Origin of the sequence: Streptomyces sp. CBMA156, assembly GCF_014596515.1 — a bacterium.
Lineage (GTDB): Bacteria > Actinomycetota > Actinomycetes > Streptomycetales > Streptomycetaceae > Kitasatospora.
Genome location: NZ_MSJQ01000444.1, coordinates 1 through 23,854 on the forward strand (window position 1 = coordinate 1; position 23,854 = coordinate 23,854).

Genomic DNA, 23,854 nt, shown 5'->3' on the forward strand with positions numbered 1-23,854 from the left:
GCCAGCCGCTCGCCGAGCAGCGCGAGCAGTTCGGCGCGGGCCCGCTCGCGGCCGTGGAACCAGCGCTCGTCCTCCGCCCGGAAGGACGCGAGCCCCGGGTACGGGCACTGGCCGCGGGTGGCCAGTGCCACCAGCTCGCCGCCGGCCCGCAGCGCCTGGTCGCAGGCCCGGGCGAAGTCCGCGGTGGCCGGCTTGTCGCCGTTCTCCACCTTGCTGATGTGGCTCTTGTCGTAGTGCACCCGCAGGGCCAGGCCGGACTGCGAGAGGCCCTGCGCCCGCCGCCGCTCGCGCAGCGCCGCCGCGAAGCCCTCCGCCGCCCGCGCCCCGGCCGCGCCGTGCCCGCTCCAGTCGTTCCCGGGCCTGCCGGGACCGCTCCCGCCGCTTCCGTCCCCGCTGTTGTGCCCGTCCCCGCCGGAGTGCCCGTCCCGTCCGGATCGCGGCGTGCCCTGCCCAGGCACCCGCCGCCGCTCGCCCTCCGCACTCACCCGCAGCCCCCGGTCCGATCGTGTCCCAACCGTTCAACGAGGCCGGGCCGCAGCGGTCACGGGAGGCCGGGCCGTTCCCCGCGAACGAGCGAAGCCGCAGGTCAGAGCCGTTGTCGAGGTGCCCGCACCGGGCGACAACAGGCAACCGCTACACCCCGGCCGCCCACCTGGCGAAGCTCTCACCAGGCCCCGGGACACACCGGCAGGACCGCCACCCCGGGGCGACGCTCCGTCACCACCCCCGCACCACCGCAGAGGAGAACCCCCCTCATGAAGCCCGACTCCCGTCCCAGGACCCGCACCGCGCTGCGGACGGCCGTCGTCACCGCCCTCGCCGCCCTCACCGTCCTCGCCGCCGCGCCGGCCGGACTCGTCCCGGCCGCGAGCGCCGACGCCGCCGGCGGCCCGCAGACCTACGCGGTGCACGGCTTCGACAGCTCCCACCACAGCCACGAGACCGAGGGCGGCGACCGGGCCTACGACTGGCCCGCGATCGTCCGCGGCGGCCGGTCCTTCGTCTACCTCAAGGCCACCGAAGGCCTCACCTTCGACGACGGCTGGTTCACCCGCGACCTCGCCGGCGCCCGCTCGGTGAACCTCCCGCACGGCGCCTACCACTACTTCAAGGCCGACAAGGAGGGCGCCGCCCAGGCCGACCACTTCCTCGCCGCGCTGCGCCGGGCCGGCCACACCGGCGGCAAGCCGGGCGAACTGCCGCCCGCCGTCGACGTGGAGGAGTGCCGCCACGACGGCCACCCGCTGCGGCTCGACCAGCTCAAGGCCTTCCTCCAGCGGGTCCGGCAGGCCACCGGCACCGCACCCGTCCTCTACACCCGCCGCGACATCGTCGACGACTGCCTCGGCGGCACCAGGGACCTCGCCGGTCACCGGGCCTGGCTCGCCCGCTACGGCACCACCGAACCCCGCCCGCTGCCCGGCGCCACCGGCTGGGACTTCTGGCAGCACAGCGAACAGGCCCGCATCCCCGGAACCGCCGGCCGCCCGATGGACGCCGACGTCTTCCACGGCGACCACGCCGCGCTGCGCCGCCTCGCCCACCTGGGCTGAGGGCCGCCCCCGGACCACTCCGTACCGCTCGTCACCGCGCCACCCGTCACCGCGCCACCTGTCACGACATCACCTGTCACGGCATCACCCCTCGGAAGGGAAACACCGTCATGAACCGCATCCGCCGCTGGAGCATCCCCGCCCTCGCCGCCACCGCGCTGCTCGGCTCGCTCACCCTCACCGCGCCCGCCCTCGCCGCCACCGCGCCGGCCGGCGACACCGCCGCCGTCGTCCGGGCGCAGGACCAGCGGGCCGCCGCCCCGAAGATCACCCGCGCCGAGGAGATCCGCCGCGCCCAGCGCTGGCTGACCGCCAACGGGGGCAAGCCCGTCCCGTACAGCCAGCACAAGAACTGGAAGGACGGCTACCGCCAGGACTGCTCCGGCTACGCCTCGATGGCGCTGGGCCTGCCCAAGTCGGGCCCGAACACCGTCGCGCTGAAGAACGACGGCTGGACCAAGCCCATCAAGATGTCCGAGCTGCGCCGCGGCGACCTGGTCATCAAGGCGAACAGCGGCGACCCGGACCACCGGCACGTCGTCATCTTCGACGGCTGGAACAGCGGCAAGGGCTCGTACCAGGCCTACGAGCAGGCCGGCCACGTCGGCACCCGGCACGCCTCGCACAGCTACGGCCTCAAGAGCGGTGACGGCTACCACGCCTACCGCCCGGTCAACCTGGCCGACTGACACGGAAACCCGGCCGGCGCGCGCCCGCTGACGCGCAACGGCCGACGGCCCGGCACGCTCCCCCGTGGCGTGCCGGGCCGTCGGCCTGGAACCGGATCACAGCGCTCCGCCGCGCGGTGTTCCTCGTGGAGGATGTCAGGACGCGGAGCGGCCGTGTTGGCGCCCAGTGGACAGTTCCTTGGCATTGCGTGCACGGTCCGTTCCCGCGTCCGTTCCGGGTCCAGGGCCGGTCCGTCGCGTCCGCTGTCCGTACGTCGGCTACCCGTACGCCGGCTACCCGTACGCCGGCCGTCCGTGTGCCGGCCCGCCCAGGGTCCGGCGGCGGTGCTCGCGGGGGGAGAGGCCGTACGCGGCCTTGAAGGCGCGGCTGAACTCGGAGGCGCGGGGCAGGCCGCAGCGGACGGCGACGGTCTGGACGGGCAGGGCGCGCAGCGCGGGGTCGGCCAGGTCGCGGTGGGCGCGCTCCAGCCGGTGGCGGCGGATGAAGGCGGCGACGGTCTCGCCGTCGGAGCGCCGGGTGAACAGGCGGTGCAGGTAGCTGACGGAGATGTGGTGGGTGGCGGCGATCACGGCGGGCGTCAGTTCGGGGTCGTGCAGGTTGCGTCCGATGAAGGCCCGGACGTTCTCGACCAGGGCCCGCTGCCGGCTGTCGTCGGGCACGGTGGCCTCGGCGTCCAGCTCCCGGGCGATCCAGGCGGACACCAGGTCGATCACGATGCCGCCCAGGCGGGGGGTCTCGACCGGGCCCAGGGCGGCGGCCTGGCGGTCGAGGCCGACGATGAAGTCCGTGAGCAGCGCGGAGGTGCCCTCCCGGGAGGAGAAGCCGCGGCCCAGCACTTCCTGCAGCCGGTGCGGCGGCAGCGGCAGCAGGGAGATCGGGAAGTCGATGCCGACGGCTTCGACGCGGCGCTCCGACGGGGCCTCGGCGCGGGAGCCGTAGGACCGCAGGTCGAACGAGTGGGAGCTGTCGAGCATGTGCAGCTTGCCGGGCTCCAGGATCACGGTGGGCTCGGTGCCGCGGCTGAGGGCGAAGCCGCCGCCGAGCAGCAGGGTGAGGTGGAACGTCTCCTGGTCCGAGCGCTGGACCCGGCGCGCGGTGCGATGGAAGCGGGTCGGCGGGAAGGAAGTCCGCAGCAGGGTCACCGGGCCGAGCTCCAGGCGCCGCATCTCCGCGCGGAAGTCGGCGGAGTGGTCGCTGGTCACCTCGCTGTCCCGGGAGCGGCCGATCAACTCCCGCCAGCACTCGAACCGTTCCTTCTCTGGTATGCCCTCACTGCTGAACACGTTCTCCGTGCTCGTGGCCACCGTGCGTCCTCCCCTTCCCGCTCTGCCTGGCCGGGCCCCCTTCCCGCACCAGGCGTCACCGAATCCTCGCCGTCGGTGACATCGAAACCTACTAGGTCGGGCCGGGTGTCCCGCGCCCGGGCCCGGGTGTGCGGGGCCGCCGTGCGGCGAGGGGGTCTTGGCAGGCCCCGGGGAATTAGTTGAAGATGCGATAACACGATCGCGTGCGTATCCCCGCGCGCCCGTCCGACGAGGAGTCATCCATGGCCGCACTCCGGAAGAAGAGCCTCACCGCCGCCGTCGCCACCGGGGCGGCCGTCCTGCTCGGGGCGGCCCTCGCCCAGCCCGCGGCGGCCGTCGAGTTCCCGCACGCGTCCGTCGCCTACTTCGCCGCCGGCGCGAACCTGACGGGTGCCCGGACCGTGGTGGACACCGCCGACACCGGCTGCCACAACATCCCGGCCGCCGCCTCCGCGGTCAACTACACCGCCGCCGACATCCGCGTCTACTACACCGCCGACTGCCGCACCGGCCTGCCGGGCAAGCCCAGCGACCTGGCGTTCGGGCTGGGCAGCCTGTCCTGGGCCAACTTCACCTACCCGGCGCTCAGTTACCAGGTCGTCCGGTAGGGCGCGGACCGCCCGTCCGGGCACGCGTGGGGCCCCGCACGGTGTCGTGCGGGGCCCCACGCGTGCCGCCGGCCCGAGTGAGGCCTTCCGTTGCCCCCGGGAAACACGGTGAACCGGGTGTCGATCACCGCCCGTTGGCATGGACGCAGGGGTCGAGAGGCCCCGCTCCCACCGCACGGCGGCGGGCGGGCCCGGGGCCGGTCCGCCGCGGTCAAGGACACCGTGCCGCGGACGGCCAGGAGCCGTGCCGCAGCGGAAAAGAGGGGAACCATGCGGAACACCGGAACGGTCAGGCGCGCCCTTTCGCTCGTCGGAGCCGCACTGGCACTGGCCTCGGTCACCGGGCTGGCGACCGCCACCAGCGCCTCCGCCGACGTCAACAGCGAGTGGAACTGCTCGCGCAACCCGAGCGGCTGGGACCACATGAACTGGGGCAGCTGTCTGCTGCCCGGCGACTCGCTCGTCTCCGGCAACGGCGACTACCGGCTGCTGTACCAGAACGACGGCAACCTCGTGCAGTACGACACCAACACCGGCTACCCGGTGTGGGCCAGCGGCACCAACAGCGGCGGCCCGGGCAAGGTGATCATGCAGTACGACGGCAACCTCGTCGTCTACGACACCTTCAAGAAGGCCAAGTGGTCCTCCGGCACCGCCCTCGGCTGCAACCCCAGTGCCAACTGGCTGCGCATGCAGAACGACGGCAACCTCGTCGTCTACCGCCCGCACGACAACGGCAGCGCCTGGACGCCGGTCTGGTCCTCGTACAACGGCCGCGTCGGCACCTGCTGACACCCGCCCGCCCGCCGTCGGCGGCCGCACCCGCGGCCGCCGGACGGTCGGTTCGTGTTCTGAGTGTTCTGTTCGTCCCGTCGAGCCGTTGCTCGACGGGGTGAAAGTGGTCGGGGTCCCCGGATTCCCGCACAGCGTCCGGAGTCGTGCGGGGACCCCACGCGTGCCGCCGGTCAGGAGGAGGACGAAAAGGCGCCGATGATGTTGGCGGCCCCGGCCAGCTGGTTGGCGATGACGTCGACGGCTGCGTGAGCGAGCCGTACCCATTCGTCATCGGCGAGAGCGGGCAGGCTGAGGAAGCCGAAGAGCGCCGGCAGGGTCCCGATGAACGCGCCGCCGATCGGGACCGGTCCTGTGATGTTCTTCTCGACGACCGCGTAGACGACCCAGGCCAGGCCGACGCCGCCGCTGAGGGTGACGACGATCGGGGCGAACCGGGTCCATGCGGACTGGTCGAACTTCGTGGCGAGGATGCCGGCCAGGTAGCCGACCCCGGTCATGGTCGCCCCGGCGACGATGCCCGCATCGAGGATCTTGTCCCAGTCCCAGGTGTCCTGGGACTGGCCCACCACGGTGAGGACCGTCGCACCCAGTCCTGCGAGACAGACGGAGTACGGCAGCCAGGAGGAGATCTCGCCCTGCTCCTGAGGGGCGGCGAAGTCGAGCCAGACCAGAGGGATGGCCTGCAGGATCGTGGCGAAGCCCGCCGTGGCGTAGCAGCCCTTCGCCAGGGCGATCGAGGTGGGGGCGACGGGGTCGGCTGGGTCCCCGACCAGGGACTCGGCCGGGGTGGGCTGCCCGTGGCCGGGGAGCTTGCCGCCGGGGAACAGCTTCGCCGCGGAGTCGCCGGTGGCGATCTTGTAGCCGATGGTGGCGGGGAAGGCGATGAGCAGCGCCACCACGCCGCCGAGGGTGAGCTTGTCGTCGTCGCCGTGGCCGGCGAGAGCGGCCATCCCGGCCCACAGGGCATTGAGCGGGCCCCAGTGCAGTTCCTTGGACGCGGCGCCGGCGAGCTGTCCGAGCCCGTCTTCCAGCAGGTCGAGGAAGCTGTCCACCAGTTTCCTGGCGAGGTCCATCAGGGTGAGCAGGAAATTCTTGAGGTCGTCGACGAGCTTCGCCAGCGCGGCGTCGGCCAGAGCTTCCGGGGGGTTCAGCAGGGATGCCAGCTGCTGGCTCAGGAGCACGGCCTCCTTGACGAAGGCCTCTTCGATGCTGGTGAGGACCGTGAGGAGGTCCGGTCCGGTCCCGCCGCTGCCCTCGGCGAGGGAGGTGGCGAGGGATCCGGTGGGGGAGCCCGCGTGGTGGACCTTCTCGGAGAACCAGCGGGCCTGGGGGTCGGACGTCGCCGTCGCGACCTTCGGGTTGGCGGCGCCGGATGCGGCCGTGGTGGCGCTGACGGTCGTGACGCCGTTGCCCGTCAGTTCGCTCTTGAACTTGTCCAGGACGTCGGCGAGTTCGGTCTTCTGCCGCTCCAGCCACTGGTCGGCGTTCTCTTTCAGGAGGGCGATCCCGCCGTTCAGGCTCTTCGTGGCCTGCTGGAAGGCCTGCTCCACGGCCATCTTGGTCTCCCAGATGTCCTTGAAGTGGAACAGTGCCTTGAGCCACTCGATGACCTTCTCGATGGCGGCGCCGATCGCGCGCAGCACGGAGACGATCGCGTGCGCCGCGGTCTCGATCCCCTTGATCACCAGGGAGGCGTCCTTGCCCAGTTCCTGGCCCAGCGCGGTCAGCTTCTGGCAGACCCAGTCGGCTCCCTTCTTGATCACCTCACCGACCTTGATCAGGCCGTTCTTGATGCCGTGCCACGCGTCCCCCACCAGATCCCCGATGTCTCCCCAGATGCTCCGGAACTGGGGGCCGCCGTCGAGGGTGCGGTAGAGGGGGGTCAGTTGCGGTGGGGTGGCGAGGCCGTGGGCGGCGACCTTGCCGACCAGTGCTGCGCACTGGGCGAGGTTGTCATCGGTGGCGTCGGGGCCGGCGATCTTGGCGGCGGCGAGGGCGTGGCCCGCCTGGTCGAAGGTGGGCAGGGGCCCGCGCGGGTCGGTCTCGCGCAGGGTGCCGCTGCCCTTGAGGTAGTTGAGGACCTTCGCGCCGGGCTTCACCTGCACCGTGACGCCGTCCGCCGTGAGGAGCAGTTCCGACGAGGCGAGGGTGTCCGCCCGCAGGGTCAGCGTCAGCCGTCCTTCGGCGTCGGTGATCAGCGGGGTGGGGTCCGCGGTGATGGTGTGCATGAGCGGCGGTCCCATGGCCCCCGGAACGGTCCAGAACACCTCGCAGTCCGCCGCGGCGTCGTGGGTGGCCAGGGTCACCGGATGCCGGGGCAGGGGAACGCCCTCCTCGGTGCGGACCAGTGCCTCGACGCGGTGGAAGTTCCCCTTGTACTGCTCCGGCTTCGACGTCGGCGGCAGGACGTGCACACCGCGCCAGCGGCCCGTCCGTCCGTCCCGGATGTCCAGGTTCAGCTGTCCGCCGTCGGGGGCCCAGGAGAACAGCGCGGTCTCGCCCAGGTACCCGCCCGTGGCGGCGATCCCGCCGATGTTCTTGTCGATGGGCAGCGGGGGGAGCCAGCCGTCCGTCCCGCCGCGGGCGCGGCGCACCACCCAGAGCCGGTGCTGGGCGTCGATGGCGTACAGGTCCCGGAAGAACTCGGGCTTCTGTGCGGTCCCCTCGCGGCTGAGGTAGGAGACGACACGGGTGAAGGTGACGTCCTGCGGCAGACCGGGGATGCCCGCCGGTACCAGTTTGCCGTTGGCATCGGCGGCACTGAACGTGCCGGTGGAGAAGGAACCGTCCGTGTTCAGGACCAGCGCCTTGACCTCGTGTCCGTTGTCGTCGCAGTACAGCTCCACGACCTGCCGTGCTTCCTTGCCGTCCTCAGGGAAGAACTCCCCGAGGTAATTGCCTCCGGGCTCCCGGCCCAGCCGCGTCCAGCCCGTCGTCACTCTGCCACTCTGTACGGCGGCACCGAACACGCAGTCGCGTGCCCCGTTGTCGGACGAGGAGCCGTAGGCCAGGCGGTCGTTCGGGAGGCTGTCGAGCTCTGTGCATTCCGACCAGTCGGGTGCTGTGAAGCAAGCGGAATCGGGGCTGTTGCGCACCCGCAGGTAGGCGAGCGGGTACTCCTCACCGTCGAAGGAGGTCTCCACCGACTCGTACGTGCGTGATCCCACCGGCAGGGCCTTCGCCCAGGTTCCGTCCTGCTGGAGGTACGACATGTACGCCTTCTCGTCCTCGGCGATCATCAGGCACCACACCTCGCCGCCCGGGTTGAAGGCCACCAGCTGGGCCGGTGGTGTGGGCGTACCGAAGTCCACGTCCGACACCCTCCAGCCGTGTGCGGCTTCGGGATCGCGGATCAGGTGGTGGACCTTGCGCACAGCGCCGACGGCGCTGATGACGAGGGCCTCCAGGCGGTATCCGTTCACCCACGCCTTGGTCTGGTGGTCCCAGACCTGTCCCTGGGACGGGTTGCGGAACACCGCGACCGGCTTGGGCGACGAGGCGTCCACCGGGATTCCCGTCGCGAACAGCACGTCTTCCATCAGTACGTCCGACACCGAGATCGGCATGCGCTCCTCCAGCCTTCGGGGGGACCCTGCGGGGCCCTGCCCGCCGCCCCGGGCGGGCGGCACCGAGGCGGAGGATCACCCGGGGCTCACCGCGGCAAACGGCATCCGTGCCGAGCCCGCCCGGGCGGCGCACGACACCGGGGGAGCCGTCGCCGGAGCGGGCCCCGGTCAGTCGCCGTCCGGGGCGCCCAGGGCGAGGGTGAAGCTGAAGCGGTCGCCGCGGTAGAGGGTGCGCACCTGCTCCAGCGGGCGCCCGGCGGCGTCCCGGCTGCGGCGGTGCAGCAGCAGCATCGGCAGCGCCGGCGGGGTGCCGATCAGCAGCGCCTCGCGCGGGGTGGCCAGCACCGTCTCGATCCGCTCGTCGGCGGCGCCCAGGCGCACCCCCTGCTCGCGCAGGTAGCCGTAGAAGGACCCCTCGGGGTCGAAGTCCCGCCCCAGCGCGGGCACCCGGGCGACCGGCACGTACGTGGACTCCAGCCCGACGCGCTCCTCGTCCGCGCGCAGCACCCGCTCCAGGTGCCACAACGGCTCGCCCTCGGCGACGTCCAGCAGCCGGGCCATCGCCGCGTCGGCGGGCAGCCGGTCCAGGGCGATCAGGGTACGGCCGGGGCGCAGGCCCTGGCGGGAGACGCCCTCGGTGTAGCTGCTCAGCGACAGCGGCTGCTCGATCTTCGGCCCCGCGACCACCGTGCCCCGGCCCTGCCGGCGCAGCCGGCCCTCCAGCAGCAGTTCGCGCAGCGCCTGGCGCACGGTGGCCCGGGCGACGCCGTGACGCTGCGCCAGATCGGCCTCGGTGGGCAGCCGGCCGCCCGGGCCGAGCTCGCCGATCAGCTCCTCCAGGCGGGCCTTGACCAGGTAGTACTTGGGCACCCGGCCGTGCTCGGGGACGCCGGCGCGGGCGGGTTCCGGGCCGGCCCTGGGGATGGGGTGGTTCACCGCGCCAGCCTATCGAGGACCGGTTCCGCGGTGCCGTGGGGTCGCCAGGACGTTCGGGGCCGGCGTCGATGATCACGGAAGCGTAACGGGTCTGGACTGAATTTCGGCGGTTGTTCATACAACCGTGGACTCGGCGAGGGGCCGCCCTCGCCCGCCCGGCCCATCCTCACTCCCGGTGCAACTGCACCGCGCCGACGATCAGTTGGGGAGTCCTCCGTTGCGTACCTCCCGCTCCACTCGCACCGCCGTCCTCGCCGCCGCCACGGTCGCCGCCACCGTGGCTGCGCTGACCCCGCTGTCCGCCGCCGCCTCGGCCGCCGTGCCCACCTTTGCCGCCGTGCCCGCCGCCTCTGCCGCGGACGGCCCGTACCGGAACCTGCCCAACGGCACCAAGCAGGCCAAGACCCTGGTCATCGGCGTCGACGGCACCCGCTACGACAAGCTGCTCACCGCCGACGCCCCCCACCTCAAGGCCCTGATGGCCGGCGGCATGACCGCCACCGGCAACCTCTACGCCAACCCGCTGGCCCCCACCCTCTCCGGCCCCGGCTGGTCGACCATCGCCACCGGCGTGTGGCCCGACAAGCACCAGGTCAAGGACAACGCCTTCACCGGCGCCCGCTTCGACCTCTACCCCGACTTCGCCACCCGCCTGGAGAACGCCGACCCCGGCAACTCCACCCTGGTGATCGGCTCCTGGAACCCCATCGCCGGCAACGTCTTCAACGGCCGCGCCGACCTGCGCCTCCAGGAGAGCGAGAACGACACCACCACCGCCGCCGACGCCGCCGACTACCTCGCCCACGGCAACCCCGACACCACCTTCCTGCACTTCGACCAGGTCGACGAGGCCGGCCACAGCCACGGCGGCGCCGGCGCCGACTACCTGGCCGCCCTCCACAGCGCCGACACCCTGGTCGGCCAGGTCCTCCAGGCCGTCAAGTCCCGCCCCACGTACGGCTCGGAGGACTGGCTGATCATCGTCACCACCGACCACGGCCACACCGACGCCGGCGGCCACGGCGGCAACAGCGCCAACGAGCGCCAGACCTTCCTGATCGCCGACGGCACCGGCTACACCCCCGGCTCCCGCCGCTACGACGTCAGGCCCGCCGACATCGCCCCCACCGTCCTCAAGCACGAGGGCGCCGCCATCGACCCCGCCTGGAAGCTCGACGGCCGCCCCATCGACGAGATCACCCCCGACGACTTCGACGCGCTGCGCCCGGGCCTGTCGGCCCGTGCCGACGAGAGCGGCATCCCGGCCGGGGTGAAGGGCTGGACCCACACCCCGCCGGCCGGCTGGAGCATCGACAACTCCCGGATGCCCGGCGGCGGCGTCACCGAGTGGCGCGGCTGGACCTTCGCCACCGACGAGTTCTGGACCGCCTCCCAGCTCGGCCAGTCCCGCGAGACCAACGTGCGCGCCCGCAACGTGTTCGCCGTCGCCGACTCCGACGAGTGGGACGACAAGGCGCACGGCGCGGGCCAGTTCGACTCCACCCTGGTCAGCCCCGCCTACCCGGTCTCCGGCAGGAGCCGCGGCGTGCTGTCCTTCGCGACCGACTACAAGATCGACGGGCCGCAGACCGGCGACCTCTCCGTGGTCTTCGACAACGGCGCCCCGCAGCTGGTGAAGTCCTACCGCGCCGACCTCAACACCGTCGAGAACCTCCCCGTCACCGTCCCGGCCGGCGCCGCCACCGCCCGCTTCCAGTTCCGCTACACCGGTACCAACAGCGCCTTCTGGACCGTCGACCAGGTCACCTTCACCACCTCCTGACCCGGACGCCGCCGGCGGGGGAGGGGCACCGGCCCCGTCCCCGCCGGCGGCTCCGTCGTCCCTCCGGGCCGGGGCTCACGCCGCCTGCCCGCCGCTCTCCTCGACATGGCGCCGGAAGTCGGCCAGGTCGTCGATCACCCGGCGGTCGACGAAGCCGAGCGCCTCGGCCACGTGCTCCCACAGCCCGTGCGGCTCGACCTCCAGCTGGAGCATCACCCGGGTGGTCCGGTCGTCCACGGGGTGGAAGGTGACCACACCCCGGTGCCGGGCCGGCCCGGGTCCGCTGTCCCACGCCACCCGCTCCCGCTCCACCAGCTCCGTGGTCACGGCCTCGAACTCCCGCGGCCCGGCGGCGGTCCGCACCACCCAACTGGTGCCGCACTCCGACCGGTCCACGCTGACCACCCCCCGCATGAAACCGGGGAACTCCTCGCACCTCACCCAGCTCCCGTAGACCGCGTCCAGCGGCGCCGCGACCTCGACGGACTCCTCGATCCGATGCATCGTTCCTCCTGACGTCTCCTCACCGGCTGCCCCCCAGGGGGACGGTGTTCCGTAGGACCCGGCTTCCCCGTGTGCGGCCCGGCATGCCCCCGGTGCGCCGCCGGACGCCGGCCGCGCACCCCGCTCGACCCCGCGTGGGCCGCGCTGACCCGCGCCGACGGCGTCGAGCACCGGACCGGCCTCGGCCGACACCGGCGCCCGCAACCCCGGCGTCCCCGTCGCCGTCATGCACCACATGGTCACCCTCGCGACCACCGATCCCGATCCCGATCCCGCTGCCGACTCCGACCCGGACCCGGGTCGGACTCCGCCGGCGCCCTGACCACGGCCCCGGACTCGTCATATTTCCCGGCATTCCCGGCATTGGAATGACGCCCGGCGCCCTCTCCCGTGCGTCGGCCCCGCGAACGCGCTCCCTGCCCTGAGGGTGCCGGTGTCGGGGCCGGCCGGGGTTCGCCGACGAGGGTGCGCAGCCGGAAGGGGCAGTGACGTGGACTATGGCCTGATGTCATTCGGATCGGCGCTCGGGGAGCCCGTCGCCGTCGAGGACGCGGTCTCCGAGTACACCGCGGACGTCGAGCGCATCCAGGCGTACGGCTACCGCACCATCCACCGCGCCCCGGACGGGGTCGGGCTCACCGACCTGGCCTTCGACGCCGCCCGGGCGGCCCTGGACGAGGCGGACACCGACCCCGCCGAACTGGACCTGGTGGTCCTCGCGATCACCGACATCCCCGAGTACCTGTACTGGGACGCGGCCGCGAGCCTCCAGGACCGGCTGGGCGCCCACCGCGCCGAGGCGGTCCTGGTCAGCCAGGGCTGCGTCAGCGGGATCACCTGCTTCGACCTGCTCGCCGGCCGCTTCGCCACCCACCCCGACTACCAGCGGGCGCTGGTGGTCGGGGCGAACCGGACCTGCGACGCGTACTGGAACCGGATGTACACCAACTCGCTGCTGTTCTCCGACGGCGCCGGCGCGGCCGTGGCCGGACGCGACCACCCCGAACTGCGCTGGCGGGCAGGCGAGGTGATCAGTGACGGCCGCTACGCCGACCTGTTCCGGATGGACCAGGGCGGCGCGGCCGCCCCCTTCCAGGGCGGCCAGGTGCCCCCGCCGGCCCGCGACGCCTGGGACCTGATGGAGTTCTTCGACTACGACACGGAGCGCTTCCAGGAGTTCATCGGCCTGATGGGCGACCGGGTGCAGGAGGTGACGGCCCGGGCCTGCAAGCGGATCGGCGTCTCCGTGTCGGACCTGGCCAGGGTGGTGCTGCTCAACGACAACCTCTCCACCCTGACCAAGCTGGCCGACCTGCTCGGCGTCCCGCCGGAGCGCACCAACCTCGACATCTCCCTGGAACGGGGCCACTTCGGGGCCGCCGACCACATCCTCAACCTCCAGCACCACCGCGCGGCCGGGCACCTCGCCCAGGGCGACCTGATCGCCCTGACCGGCATGGGACGCGGCATGCACTGGGCCTGCGCGCTGCTGGAGTGCTGACCGGTACCCCCGGCCGCAGGAGGCACTGAACGACCCCCCGCCGCCGTACGGCCGGGCGCCGGGCGTTGTCAGTGCCGTCCGCCATGATTCCCACATGATCGACACCGCCGCCCCGCTGGCCTCCCCGTCCGAGTACGCCGACGCCGACGCCGTCGCCACCGCCGTCCAAGCCGCCGCCGCGTACTACGCCGACGGTGCCACCCCGCTCGGGGACACGGAGGGGTAGTCCCACAGTTGGTGGGGCCTCCTTCACACCTCGAGGAGATCCACGGCCGATATCAGATGGCGGCGAACGACTTTGACGGCCCCGGGGTCCTTGGCGGGGTCGTTGATCCATCGGTGTGCTTGTTCAAGGAACCATTCGATCGCCCAGACCCGGTGCCATCCCAGCGCCCACGCCTCCGGGGGCAGCCCGCCGCGGCGGGCGAGCGCGTCGCGTGGCCCTCCTGCGGCGATGTAGGCGTCGATGAGTCCGCGCAGGCGTGCCGGGTCCGGGGGCTGCCTGAGAGTGAGGCCCTGCCAGGAGGCGAGGTCGAGGAGGCCCGGTCCGGTGAAGGAGTGGGCGAAGTCCAGCAGGTGCCAGCCCCGGGGGCCGATGTGCAGGCTGGACGGGTGGTATTCGGAGTGCACCCAGCCGAAGGGAGCGGTCAGTGCGCCGACTGCCTTCTTCTTCGCGGAGTGCGCGAGGGCGTACAGGGTGCTGGTGAGGTCTTCGGTCCCTTCCGTCCAGCGGTCGGCGGCTCGCAGTCGTTGCAGGTGGCCCAGGGCTTTGCCGGGCAGGGCTGCCAAGGCGTTCTGATCCAGTGTTGGCAGTGACGGCGGTGGGGCGGCTGCGTGAAGGAGCGCGGCGGCTGTGGTGACTTCGCTGTCGGTGGCTTCGCGCTGCGGGTCGCCGAGGTCTTCGAGCACCATCACGAGCAGGCCGCCTCGCTGGGCTGAGCCGAGCACCTGAGGCACCGGGACGCCGGCCTGTGCGGCGGTCCGCAGTATCTGGTCCTCCTGGGTGAACGGCTCGCGCGCGTACTTCAGGACGGCGGTGGTGCCGTCGGGGTAGGTCAGCCGTTCGACTCCTGACATGGACCAGACCCGCAGCGGAAGCCGGGTCGGCGCCCGGTGGCCGGTGGCGTCGGTGATCTCGTCCAGGAGGCCGCTGATCAGGGCCGGGTCCATGGGTGGGTCGGTCACTTCCCGGCCGGCGAGTGGTCGCGTCGGTGGTCGCGCCAGGCGAGAGCGGAGGCGGCCATGGACCGTGTCCACGCTGCCGCCGACGCCTGGGCGTGGACCTCCTGCCAGTAGCGGGCGCTGGCCTCGGCGAAGGCGAGAAGGACCTTGGGGTCCGCGGCTTCGAACGCCGGCAGCCGGCCGGCCCACTGCTCGGCTTGCCGAGGGGTGTGTCCGGCGTCGATCAGACGCACGGCCCAGACGGCCGGGTCGCCCCAGCCTGGGCCCCGGGTGGGCCAGGCCCAGTCGATGAGGTGGGCGGCGTGGTCGACCAGGACGTTGTGCGGGGCCATGTCGGTGTGCAGGAGCGCGTCCCCGTCGAACAGCTCCGGGGTGTCGCCGTAGGGCGCGTACCGCTTGGAGAAGCTCAGCAGCGGGATGTCCGGGCAGGGCGTGCGGGCGAGTTCCGTCAGCGCGTCGACGACCAGGGGCAGGTCGGGGCTGCCCGGTGAGAAGTCGGCGAGGTGGCCCTCGATCGCCTCGAAGCCGAGCAGGTCCCAGCCCCCGGCCTGCAGATGCCACAGCAGCCGGGGGGATGACTTGGGCAGGTGCGGGTTGACGGCGGCTTCGCGCAGCTGCGTCTTGACCTGGCGGTTGTCGACGGGGATGCCCTTGATGAACACCGCGCCGGAGGCGGTCATGGCCTTCACGGCGACGCCGGAGTTCGCTCCGCTGGACGCGTCGGCGGTGGTCAGGAAGGGGCCGGTGCGCTCCTGGACGGCCGCGCGGGAGGCAGGCGGGAGGTGGTGCCAGGCGAGGCGGTTCATCGACACTGCTGGACTCCAGAGGGGCGGTGGGTGGTGCCCCGACCTGGGCCGGGGCGCCACCGGACGAGCTAGTACGGCTGGGAATCACTCGACGAGCAGGAGCACATGACGACCTCCAGGACGTCGTCCAGGTCGCCGACGAACACGACCTCCTCGTCCTCAAGGGGTCGCTCGGTGAGCGTAAGTGCTACGGGTACCGGCATTGGGTTTACCTCCCTCCGTGCTGGCAGTAGGTGTTGAGCGGGGCCTTCGCCTCCTGGTAGAGCTTGGCCAGCGGTCGGCAGGTGAAGCAGGTGCCGGAGAGCGCGCAGCCGGAGCATCCACCGGTGCGAAGCTGGAGGGAGTCGGCGACGGCGCCCAGTTGGCGCAGGCCGTCGACGCCGTCGGTGATCAGGTCGAACCGGGGGTCGCGGCCGACCTTGCAGATCGATGCCTTCCCCCAGGGGTCGGCGTGGAAGAAGGTGAGCCCGGCGTTGCAGCCCTGGAACGGCTTGCGCGGCATGACGTAGTCGGCGGCCTGGGTGCCCATCCGCTCGCCGCCGCCCTCGATGGTCGGGCTCATTGTGGTGAACACGTGGTGAGGGAAGCCGTACCGGTCGGCCAGCGCCTGCATCCGGGGGATCTCTCCCGCGTTGCGCTCGGAGACCACGATGTTCAGCTTCAGGGGCAGGCCCGCGTCCCGGGAGGCTTCCAGACCCTTGATGAACCGGTCGAAGGCGCCCCGGTTGCGGGTCATGCCGTCGTAGGAGGCGGCGGTGGCGCCGTAGACGCTGACCGCGATCAGGTAGGGGCGGTGGCGGGCGAAGAGCTCCTGGATGCGCGGCTTGGACAGCTGGCTGCCGTTGCTGGCGATCGAGACCATCAGCCCCAGCTCGTTCGCGTACTGGTAGGCGGCCGGGAAGTCGCGGTCGATCAGGGGCTCGCCGCCGGTGATCTGGAACCACAGGGCGCCGGAGTGCCGGACGACGTTCAACATCTTGACCTTGTCCTCCCAGGCCAGGCCCTCGAAGTTCTTCAGGCCCAGGTAGCAGTGCTCGCAGTCGTAGTCGCAGCCCTTGTTGATCTCCCACGACGCACGGCCGTAGCCGAGCGCGGCGGGCTGCCGGACCAGGACCGTCCCGTGGAGCCGCCGCCCGTCCAGGACCATGCCCCAGGCGTTGCGGGCCGCCTCCGTGAGCCATCCGGGCACCATGGCCTGCGGCGGCGCGTCCAGGAGCTCCCGGTACCGGCCCGCGCCGATCCGCAGGCCCTCGCGCCGGCCGGGCCGGACGGCCACATAGCCGTCCAGGAACGGAGAAGCGATCAAGTCGTGCATGGACACTCCCTTGGACGGCGGGCGGGATGGCGGGGTCGCGCAGTGGAACGGGTGTGCGGGGACAGCAGCCCCAACCCAGCGGGGCAGTATCGGCTCGGCCGAGCGTCGGACGGGTCTATGGCCTTCTCCTCGGCGGACGCGACTGGGGCAGCCGGGCGGCCGTGGCCGCAGCGTGTGCTCGGTGGTGCCGAGGTGCCGGCCGGTCATGACGCACCCCGCGGTTCCGCATGCACCGTCTAGGAGACAGCCGGTCTTGGAGGCGTTGCCCACGATCTCGGACGCGATCAGCTGGGCGTCGTCGATCAGGTCGCCCAGCTCCCACTCGGCCGGCTTGTCGCGGACCAGGCGGCGGGCCGCCGAGGCCGACTCGGGCCGGTAGGGCAGGTGAGCGATGGACGGCTTCTCGATCGTGGGCACCGGGACGGTCGCCGTGCTCACGAGGCCGGGCGCATTCGGGGGTCGGCGGCCGGGGAGAAGTCGGCCCAGCCGGCCGCCGCGGTGGCCAGGGCCCTCCGCCGTAGGCGGTCACCGGCGGATCTGCGCGGTCCGGACGGCGCCGGGCGGCGGGTAGCGGCGATCACGGGCTCCAGAAGGATCAGCGGTGTGGTGGAGGCCGGTCCGGACCGCGCGTGGGCCCGGACCGGGCTCATACCCCGGCTTCACGTCGCGGGGCCTGAACACCACGATGCCGCTGATGTAAGGCCGTGAATTTCACCGGAAGTGAAAGATCGTCAGATGCCCGTTCGTGTGATCCAGGTTGACAGCCGCACACTCCGGCGGCTAGCGGAGCGTGACAGGGCGATCACAGTCTCGCGGGCGAGCGGGTGCCGGGAGACCTGCTCGGGCGCCACCGCGTACGCGGTATCCAGCTGGTCGAGCGCGGCTTCGGGCCTGGCCATCCACCGGTAGGCGCGGGCCAGATCGATGTGGTGGTGACCGATCCTGGTCGGTGCCCACCCGGCCGGGAACCGCAGGCCCTTCGCGGCGTCCACCGCCTCGTCGTGCTCGCCGGCCTCCACCAGCGTCATTACCCTGTGGACCTGAACGTTGGTGGGCCCGAAGTGCAGCGACAGGTCCGGCCGTTCACCGGTCTTGGCGGCGACCTTCCGGGCCGCGTCCAGGTGATGCTTCATCGCATCGGTCTGCCGGGCGCGGGCGGCGACCACGGCGGAGCCGAGGTGGAGCTGCCCTGCGGTGACAAGCGCGCTCGGCGTCTTGGCGTCGGTCCCGTCCAGGTGGCCGCGGCCGGACTCCTGGAGACGCCGGCATGCCGCCAGGTCGCCGACGCGCAGGTAGGCGGTGACCCGCAGGTACTCGCGGGCGGCCCGCAGAGCGGGAGCACGGTCACCGGCCCGCTGGGCGGCCCAGTCCATCCTGGCCAGGGCCGTCGCGGACAGGTCGTTCAGGCCGATCGCGATCCCGACCGAATGCTCGCACCGGTATGCCTCCGCCAGCAGGCCCCATGCCTGCCGCTGCTGTTCTCCAGTGAACTCGTGTGCTGCCGTGTGCAGTTCGACCAGCAGCCCCGGCAGCATTGCCACCATCGGCTTGTACTTCGCTGCCTGGGCCAGCGCGTTCACCTGCCGTACCGCCGCCCGAAGAGCCGGCAGGGCCCGCGGGCGCACGGCCTCCTGCGGCGGCAGGTCGTACAGGTCGAGCGTGGTGCGGATCGGCCCCATCAACGGGACCAGCGGGTCATCGGCCATGCCGTCACCGTACGAGGGCGGCTGCAGGTCGCCCGGCTCAACTCCCAAGGCCCGGGCGACCGCTGCCACGAACTCCGGCGTCGCCGGCTTGTGCCCCGACACCACCTTCGTGAGCAGGCTGTACGAGACATGAGCGCGATCGGCGAGCTGCCGATGACTCAAACCCCTCACATCCTCGTAGGCCGCGATCCGCTGGCCGATGCCGATTCCGTCCGGAGGTGCCATGCTGGTCCCCATCCCGTGCACGCCTTGAACCCGTGTGCACGGGACCGTACCCCTGAAGCCGCCCGTCCACAGATCGTTTCGGCACCGGCCCCTCCCGCACCGAACCGGACGCGGCCCTCGCCGCCGTTGCCCCCGAGGGCACGCCCCCGGGCACCTGGCTCGCCCTCGCCGACGGGCGCGTCCTCGGCACCGGCCCCACCCCCGGCCGGGCCCGCCGCGACGCCCGCCGCAACGGCGCCGGCACCCCACCAGCGCCCGGCTGCACTGACCCCCGCCGCCGTACGGCCGGGCGCCGGGCGTTGTCAGTGCCGTCCGCCATGATTCCCACATGATCGACACCGCCGCCCCGCTGGCCTCCCCGTCCGAGTACGCCGACGCCGTCGCCACCGCCGTCCAGGCCGCCGCCGCGTACTACGCCGACGGTGCCACCCCGCTCGGGGACGACGAGTACGACGCCCTGCTCAAGGCCGTCGCCGCCTACGAGGACGCGCACCCCGACCAGGTGCTCCCGGACTCGCCGACCGGCAAGGTGGCCGGCGGCGCCGCCCTCGGCGACGTCCCGCACAGCGTGCCGATGCTCTCGCTGGACAACGTCTTCTCCGCCGAGGAGCTGGAGACCTGGGCCGCCGGGCTGGAGCGCCGCCTGGGCCGGCCCGTCACCGCCTGGTGCGTGGAGCCCAAGCTCGACGGCCTCGCCGTCGCCGCCCGCTACCGCGCCGGGCGCCTGCACCAGCTGATCACCCGCGGCGACGGCCTCGCCGGCGAGGACATCACCCACACCGCCGACGCCGTCCTCGGCCTGCCCGCCGAACTCGCCGAGCCGCTCGACCTCGAACTGCGCGGCGAAGTCCTGCTCACCCAGGACCAGTTCGACCACGCCAACCGGATACGCGCCGACCACGGCGCCACCCCCTTCGCCAACCCGCGCAACGGCGCCGCCGGCACCCTGCGGGCCAAGGACCGCCCCTACCGGATCGAACTGACCTTCTTCGCCTACGACGCCGTCGGCCCCGACGACCTCGCCCACAGCGCCCTCCTGGACCGCCTCGCCGCCCTCGGCGCCAACACCGCCGCCACCACCGCGGCCCGCCCGCGGCCCTGCGAGGGCGTCCAGGAGGTCCAGCAGCGGATCGACGAGATCGCCGCGCTGCGCGCCGAACTCCCCTTCGGCATCGACGGCGTGGTGGTCAAGGCCGACCTGGCCGCCGACCGCGCCGAGGCCGGCTCCGGCTCCCGGGCGCCGCGCTGGGCGGTGGCCCGCAAACTGGCCGCCCAGCACAAGGTCACCCGGCTGCTCGGGGTGGAGTGGAACGTCGGCCGCACCGGGATCATCGCCCCGCGCGCCGTCCTGGAACCGGTCGTGATCGACGGCGTCACCGTCACCTTCGCGACCCTGCACAACCCCGCCGACATCGAACGGCGCGGCCTGATGATCGGCGACCAGGTCTTCGTCTACCGCGCGGGCGACGTGATCCCCCGGGTGGAGGCCCCGGTGCTCGACGCCCGCACCGGCGCCGAGCAGCCGATCGCCTTCCCCGAGGCCTGCCCGCGCTGCGGCGACGCCGTCGACAGCAGCGAACAGCGCTGGCGCTGCGTGCGCGGCCGCAACTGCCAGGCCGTCGCCTCCGTCCTCTACGCGGCCGGCCGCGACCAGCTCGACATCGAGGGCCTCGGCGGCACCCGCGCCGTCCAGCTCGTCGAAGCCGGCCTGGTCGCCGACCTCGCCGACCTGTTCACCCTCACCCGCGACCAGCTGCTCACCCTGGAGCGGATGGGGGAGACCAGCGCCGACAACCTGATCGCCGCTCTCGCCACCGCCCGCACCCAGCCGCTCAACCGGGTCTTCTGCGCCCTCGGCATCCGCGGCACCGGGCGCACCATGTCCCGGCGGATCGTCGCGCACTTCGGCAGCATGGCGGCGATCCGGGCCGCCGACGCCGAGACGCTGGCCGGGGTTGACGGGATCGGCACCGAGAAGGCCCGCGTCGTCGCCGCCGAACTCGCCGACCTCGCCCCGCTGCTGGACCGCCTCGCCGACCTCGGCGTGGGCACCGCCGTCACCGTTCCCACCGCCCCCGCCGCGGTGGCGGGGGAGAGCGGCACCGAGGGCGGCACCGAGGGCGGCGAGGGCGAGGGCGCCGAGAGCGACGGGGGACCGCTGGCCGGCGAGGCCGTCGTGGTCACCGGCAGCATGACCGGCGCGCTCGCCGACCTCTCCCGCAACCAGATGAACGAACTGATCGAACAGGCCGGGGGCAAGGCCTCCTCCTCCGTCTCCAAGCGCACCACCCTCCTGGTCGCGGGCGAGAAGGCCGGCTCCAAGCGGGCCAAGGCCGAGGAACTCGGCATCCGCATCCTCACCCCCGAGGAGTTCGCCGCCCTGGTGGCCGCCCACCTCCCGGCCTGACGCGGCGGCAGGGGCCGCAGGGGCCGGGCACCTCCGAGGGAACTGGGATACCGGGGCGCCCGGAGCATCGGCAAGGATGCGTAGGCACTCCGAACGCACCCCTGCACGGGGCGTGCCCGCGTCCGTCGCCGCGCGCACGTCCCGGCCCGCGAGGGTCCGGCCCGGGGGCCGGACCCTCGTGTTCACGCCTCCGCCCGTCCTCCTCCGGCCTGGCCGGCGTGCTCCGCGAGCCGGAACACCGCGACCTCCCAGCCGAATCCGGCCACCAGCCGGTCCGCCGGGGCCGCGGCCAGCGCGCCGACCGGCAGCGGCAGCACCAGGTCGGGGCCGACCCGGGCGAGCGTGCCCAGGTCCCAGGTCCGTACGGTGCCGTCGGCGCCGCCGGTGACGAGCACCGGGCGGCCCGCGATCCGTGCGACGGTCATCGCGGTGAGGCCGTCGTCGGCGGCGTGCAGGGGCGGGCCGACCGGGGTGCGGGTGAGCAGGTCCCAGACGTGCACCAGGCCGTCGTCGATGCCCACCGCCAGGACCGGGCGGCCGTCGACCACCGCCGCCGCCACCGCCTCGACGACCGGCCCCTCGTCGTCGTCCTCGTCCTCTTCGTCCTCTTCGTCGATGTCGCCGGTGTCCTCGGCGTCCTCGGTGTCCTCGTCCGCCGGCTCCCGCTCCCGTGGCGGGGCGTCGGCCGGGGCCGGGAGCGGGATCGGGATCGGCTCGCCGACCGGCGCACCGGTGGCCGGCTCCCACAACCGCACCGTCTCCCCGTCCGCCGTCACGGCGAGCGGCCGGCCGTCGACCACCACGGTGGTCACGGCGGTCACGGCGGACCCGTGGCCGGCCAGGGGCCCGTGGAGGTCCTCCCCGGTGGCGAGGTCCCAGACCCGGACGAGGCCGCCCGTGCCCCCGGTCACGGCGAGCGGACGCCCGTCGGCCACCACGGTGGCCACCGCGCGCACCCGGCCGTCGTGGGCGAGGGGTTCGCCCACCGGCGCCCCGGTGGCCGGGTCCCACAGCCGGACGGCGGTGTCGCCCTCGGTGGTGACCAGCACGGGCCGGCCGTCGACCACCGCCGCCGCCATCGCCTGCACCCAGTCCCGGTGCCCGGTGGAGGGGGTGCCCGCCGCGGCGCCGGTGTCCGGGTCCCACAGGCGCGCCGTGCCGTCCGCGGCGGTGCTGACCACCAGCGCGGTGCCGTCGGCCCCGACCGTCACCACGGCGGTCACCGGGCCGCCGTGGCCCGGCAGCGGGTCGCCCACCGGACGGACGTCGAGGTCCGGATCCCAGCGGTGCACCCGGCCGTCGTCGGTGCCGACCAGCACCACGGGACGCCCGTCCAGCACCGTCGTGGCCAGGGCCCGGGTCCCGCCCCGGGGGCCGGCGAAGGCCTGGGCGAGCTGCCGCCCGGTGGCCGGGTCCAGGAGCCGCACCAGGCCGTCGTGGTTGCTGACGGCCACCGCCACCCCGCCACCGGTCTCCACCGCCGTCGCCTTGTGCGACGCATCCTTCGGGCCGGCCATGCGCTCGCCGGCCCGGCGGCCCGTGGCCACGTCCCACAGGGTGGTCACGCCGCCGAAGTGGCCGGCGACCACGGTCGGGCGGCCGTCCACCAGCACCGCGGCCAGGGAGGACACCGAGCCGCCTCCGGTCTCCAGCGCCGGCCCCAGCTGACGGCCCTTCGTCAGCTCCCACACCCGCAGGGTGCCGCCCATGTCGCCGGTCACCGCCACCGGCCGGCGGCCGAGCACGGTCGTGACCAGCGCCGACAGCCTGCTCTCGTAGTGGCGGGCGGTGAGCGGCGGCTCGTGCATCGGCGTGCCGACCGGCTCGCCGGAGGCCAGGTCCCAGATCCGTACGGTGCGGTCCTCGCCGCAGGTGACGGCCACCGTCCGGCCCCGCACCACCGCCGTGTCCACCGCGGTCACCCAGCCGGCGTGCCCGGTCAGGGGCGGGTGCAGGAGCCGACGCGTCCTCAGGTCCCAGACCCGTACGGTCCGGTCGACCCCGCCGGACACCGCCACCGGGCGGCCGTCCGGCTCGGCCGTCGCCATGGAGCGGATGAGCTGGGTGTGGCCGGTCATCGGCTCGCCGACCGGCTCGCCGGTGGCCAGGTCCCACAGGCGTACGGTGCCCTCCTCCCCGCCGGTGACCACGACCGGGCGGCCGTCCACGGTGGCCGTGGTGACCGCCGACGTGCCCTTCGGGTGGCCGGCCACGCTCCAGAGGCAGCCGCCCAGTTGGGCGCCGCTGGCCCACACCGGCTGCCACTGCGGGAAGCGCTCGTCCAGCGGGACGGCCTCGAACCGGGCCGCCAGCTCGCGGTCCCCGTACCGCAGGGCGTCCAGGACCAGCAGCCGGCGGCGCACCGCGGGGCCGGCGTCCCGGTGCCGGTGGGCCGAGGCCTGGTACACCGCGGCGCCGGGCCGGCCGAACCCCCAGGCCTCGGGCAGCACGGCCCGCATGGTCGCCGGATCGGCGTTCACCAGGAAGGCGCCGTCGGCGAGCGGAATGGAGCCCAGGCAGGTCGCGACGGCCTGGCGCAGCCCGGGATCGGGGCCCTTGGCCGCGCGCAGCCACAGCGCGACCGCCTCCGCCATCCTGCCGTCCTGGGACAGCATCCCCCCGAGCCGCTCCTCGGCGAGCTGCCGGTAGGGATCGATCTCCGTCGTCACCGCGCCGCGCAGCAACCGCTCGGCCTGGGCCAGGTCGCCGCGGTAGTACGCCTGGTCGGCCTCGTCGACCGCCGTCGCGGCGTCGACCATGGCCCGCGCCACGTCCGGCGGCAGGGAGGCCAGGTCGACCAGCTCCCCGGGGCGCGCCCACGCCCGGCGGTCCTCGGGGGCCGGCCGGGCCGCCGCACGCTGCCCGGCGCGGCGGCCGCCGAGCAACCGGCCTATCCAGCCGCGGTGTTCCTGCGAGTCAGACATCACTCTCCCCACTCCGGTACCGGTCGGGCCCACCCTATGACCGGTCCCG

The 23,854-nt window shown here is 73.4% G+C and carries 19 protein-coding genes and 1 pseudogene; 8 read left to right on the plus strand and 12 right to left on the minus strand.

Annotated features, from left to right (window positions below):
- The coding region (locus BU198_RS44100) for a helix-turn-helix transcriptional regulator (RefSeq protein ID WP_317620491.1) at positions 1–485 on the minus strand (485 nt) is incomplete at its 3' end.
- Between the two features lie 270 nt (positions 486–755).
- Between BU198_RS44100 and BU198_RS40200 the strand changes: the two genes are divergently transcribed.
- Both BU198_RS40200 and BU198_RS40205 read left to right on the plus strand, forming a co-directional pair.
- Positions 756–1,553, plus strand: coding sequence for a glycoside hydrolase family 25 protein (locus tag BU198_RS40200; RefSeq protein WP_188301290.1), 798 nt, complete (start codon positions 756–758; stop codon positions 1,551–1,553).
- Positions 1,554–1,663: 110 nt separating this feature from the next.
- On the plus strand, positions 1,664–2,242 hold the full coding sequence (locus BU198_RS40205) for a hypothetical protein (RefSeq protein ID WP_188301289.1): 579 nt from the start codon (positions 1,664–1,666) through the stop codon (positions 2,240–2,242).
- Positions 2,243–2,515: 273 nt separating this feature from the next.
- Here the strand turns inward: BU198_RS40205 and BU198_RS40210 are convergent, their stop codons facing one another.
- Positions 2,516–3,547, minus strand: coding sequence for a helix-turn-helix domain-containing protein (locus BU198_RS40210; protein WP_317620490.1), 1,032 nt, complete (start codon positions 3,545–3,547; stop codon positions 2,516–2,518).
- A 242-nt stretch (positions 3,548–3,789) separates the two neighbouring features.
- Here BU198_RS40210 and BU198_RS40215 point away from each other — a divergent pair, with 242 nt between their 5' ends.
- Together BU198_RS40215 and BU198_RS40220 are read left to right on the plus strand one after the other, a co-directional pair.
- Positions 3,790–4,155, plus strand: a complete 366-nt coding sequence (locus tag BU198_RS40215; RefSeq protein WP_188301287.1) for a hypothetical protein — start codon at positions 3,790–3,792, stop codon at positions 4,153–4,155.
- Between the two features lie 270 nt (positions 4,156–4,425).
- Positions 4,426–4,947: a hypothetical protein gene (locus tag BU198_RS40220; protein ID WP_188301286.1), complete on the plus strand. Its 522-nt coding sequence runs from the start codon at positions 4,426–4,428 to the stop codon at positions 4,945–4,947.
- 173 nt (positions 4,948–5,120) lie between these two features.
- Here the strand turns inward: BU198_RS40220 and BU198_RS40225 are convergent, their stop codons facing one another.
- The gene (locus tag BU198_RS40225) at positions 5,121–8,516 is read right to left on the minus strand and encodes a hypothetical protein (RefSeq protein WP_188301285.1); all 3,396 of its coding nucleotides are present in this window, start codon (positions 8,514–8,516) and stop codon (positions 5,121–5,123) included.
- Positions 8,517–8,684: 168 nt separating this feature from the next.
- Positions 8,685–9,452, minus strand: coding sequence for a GntR family transcriptional regulator (locus tag BU198_RS40230; RefSeq protein WP_188301284.1), 768 nt, complete (start codon positions 9,450–9,452; stop codon positions 8,685–8,687).
- 217 nt (positions 9,453–9,669) lie between these two features.
- On the opposite strand from BU198_RS40230, the gene BU198_RS40235 reads away from it, so the two are divergent.
- Positions 9,670–11,235 carry an alkaline phosphatase family protein gene (locus BU198_RS40235; RefSeq protein WP_188301283.1) on the plus strand — a complete coding sequence of 522 codons (1,566 nt, stop codon included), beginning with the start codon at positions 9,670–9,672 and terminating at the stop codon, positions 11,233–11,235.
- Positions 11,236–11,310: 75 nt separating this feature from the next.
- On the opposite strand, the gene BU198_RS40240 is transcribed toward BU198_RS40235, so the two are convergent.
- Positions 11,311–11,739 carry an SRPBCC family protein gene (locus tag BU198_RS40240; RefSeq protein ID WP_188301282.1) on the minus strand — a complete coding sequence of 143 codons (429 nt, stop codon included), beginning with the start codon at positions 11,737–11,739 and terminating at the stop codon, positions 11,311–11,313.
- 505 nt (positions 11,740–12,244) lie between these two features.
- Between BU198_RS40240 and BU198_RS40245 the strand changes: the two genes are divergently transcribed.
- On the plus strand, positions 12,245–13,240 hold the full coding sequence (locus tag BU198_RS40245; protein ID WP_223245487.1) for a 3-oxoacyl-ACP synthase III family protein: 996 nt from the start codon (positions 12,245–12,247) through the stop codon (positions 13,238–13,240).
- A 94-nt stretch (positions 13,241–13,334) separates the two neighbouring features.
- Complete coding sequence (locus tag BU198_RS43615; RefSeq protein ID WP_262987102.1) at positions 13,335–13,466, plus strand: hypothetical protein; 132 nt, start codon at positions 13,335–13,337, stop codon at positions 13,464–13,466.
- Between the two features lie 23 nt (positions 13,467–13,489).
- Here BU198_RS43615 and BU198_RS40250 read toward each other — a convergent pair whose 3' ends face one another.
- The 6 genes and pseudogenes from BU198_RS40250 to BU198_RS44390 all read right to left on the minus strand — a co-directional run.
- Positions 13,490–14,410, minus strand: a complete 921-nt coding sequence (locus BU198_RS40250; protein WP_188301280.1) for a phosphotransferase — start codon at positions 14,408–14,410, stop codon at positions 13,490–13,492.
- An 11-nt stretch (positions 14,411–14,421) separates the two neighbouring features.
- Complete coding sequence (locus BU198_RS40255) at positions 14,422–15,228, minus strand: aminoglycoside phosphotransferase (RefSeq protein WP_411293284.1); 807 nt, start codon at positions 15,226–15,228, stop codon at positions 14,422–14,424.
- Positions 15,229–15,296: 68 nt separating this feature from the next.
- Positions 15,297–15,431, minus strand: a complete 135-nt coding sequence (locus BU198_RS43620; protein ID WP_262987101.1) for a hypothetical protein — start codon at positions 15,429–15,431, stop codon at positions 15,297–15,299.
- 5 nt (positions 15,432–15,436) lie between these two features.
- Positions 15,437–16,981 carry a radical SAM protein gene (locus BU198_RS40260; protein WP_317620489.1) on the minus strand — a complete coding sequence of 515 codons (1,545 nt, stop codon included), beginning with the start codon at positions 16,979–16,981 and terminating at the stop codon, positions 15,437–15,439.
- A 293-nt stretch (positions 16,982–17,274) separates the two neighbouring features.
- Positions 17,275–18,249: a transcriptional regulator gene (locus BU198_RS40265; protein ID WP_223245490.1), complete on the minus strand. Its 975-nt coding sequence runs from the start codon at positions 18,247–18,249 to the stop codon at positions 17,275–17,277.
- Positions 18,250–18,285: 36 nt separating this feature from the next.
- Positions 18,286–18,804, minus strand: a pseudogene (locus BU198_RS44390) (helix-turn-helix domain-containing protein); the annotation flags it as partial.
- On the opposite strand from BU198_RS44390, the gene ligA reads away from it, so the two are divergent.
- Positions 18,803–20,881, plus strand: a complete 2,079-nt coding sequence (gene ligA, locus BU198_RS40270) for an NAD-dependent DNA ligase LigA (RefSeq protein WP_188301277.1) — start codon at positions 18,803–18,805, stop codon at positions 20,879–20,881. The pseudogene BU198_RS44390 and the gene ligA overlap by 2 nt on opposite strands.
- A 182-nt stretch (positions 20,882–21,063) precedes the next feature.
- Here the strand turns inward: ligA and BU198_RS43625 are convergent, their stop codons facing one another.
- Positions 21,064–23,805, minus strand: a complete 2,742-nt coding sequence (locus BU198_RS43625) for a WD40 repeat domain-containing protein (RefSeq protein ID WP_188301670.1) — start codon at positions 23,803–23,805, stop codon at positions 21,064–21,066.
- Between the last annotated feature and the right edge of the window lie 49 nt (positions 23,806–23,854).

Coding starts and splice junctions, on each gene's coding strand:
- BU198_RS40200 (WP_188301290.1), top strand. CDS start 756: ATGAAGCCCGACTCCCGTCCCAGGACCCGCACCGCGCTGCGGACGGCC.
- BU198_RS40205 (WP_188301289.1), top strand. CDS start 1,664: ATGAACCGCATCCGCCGCTGGAGCATCCCCGCCCTCGCCGCCACCGCG.
- BU198_RS40215 (WP_188301287.1), top strand. CDS start 3,790: ATGGCCGCACTCCGGAAGAAGAGCCTCACCGCCGCCGTCGCCACCGGG.
- BU198_RS40220 (WP_188301286.1), top strand. CDS start 4,426: ATGCGGAACACCGGAACGGTCAGGCGCGCCCTTTCGCTCGTCGGAGCC.
- BU198_RS40225 (WP_188301285.1), bottom strand. CDS start 8,516: ATGCCGATCTCGGTGTCGGACGTACTGATGGAAGACGTGCTGTTCGCG.
- BU198_RS40240 (WP_188301282.1), bottom strand. CDS start 11,739: ATGCATCGGATCGAGGAGTCCGTCGAGGTCGCGGCGCCGCTGGACGCG.
- BU198_RS40245 (WP_223245487.1), top strand. CDS start 12,245: ATGTCATTCGGATCGGCGCTCGGGGAGCCCGTCGCCGTCGAGGACGCG.
- BU198_RS43615 (WP_262987102.1), top strand. CDS start 13,335: ATGATCGACACCGCCGCCCCGCTGGCCTCCCCGTCCGAGTACGCCGAC.
- BU198_RS40250 (WP_188301280.1), bottom strand. CDS start 14,410: ATGGACCCGGCCCTGATCAGCGGCCTCCTGGACGAGATCACCGACGCC.
- BU198_RS40255 (WP_411293284.1), bottom strand. CDS start 15,228: ATGAACCGCCTCGCCTGGCACCACCTCCCGCCTGCCTCCCGCGCGGCC.
- BU198_RS43620 (WP_262987101.1), bottom strand. CDS start 15,431: ATGCCGGTACCCGTAGCACTTACGCTCACCGAGCGACCCCTTGAGGAC.
- BU198_RS40265 (WP_223245490.1), bottom strand. CDS start 18,249: ATGGCCGATGACCCGCTGGTCCCGTTGATGGGGCCGATCCGCACCACG.
- ligA (WP_188301277.1), top strand. CDS start 18,803: ATGATCGACACCGCCGCCCCGCTGGCCTCCCCGTCCGAGTACGCCGAC.
- BU198_RS43625 (WP_188301670.1), bottom strand. CDS start 23,805: ATGTCTGACTCGCAGGAACACCGCGGCTGGATAGGCCGGTTGCTCGGC.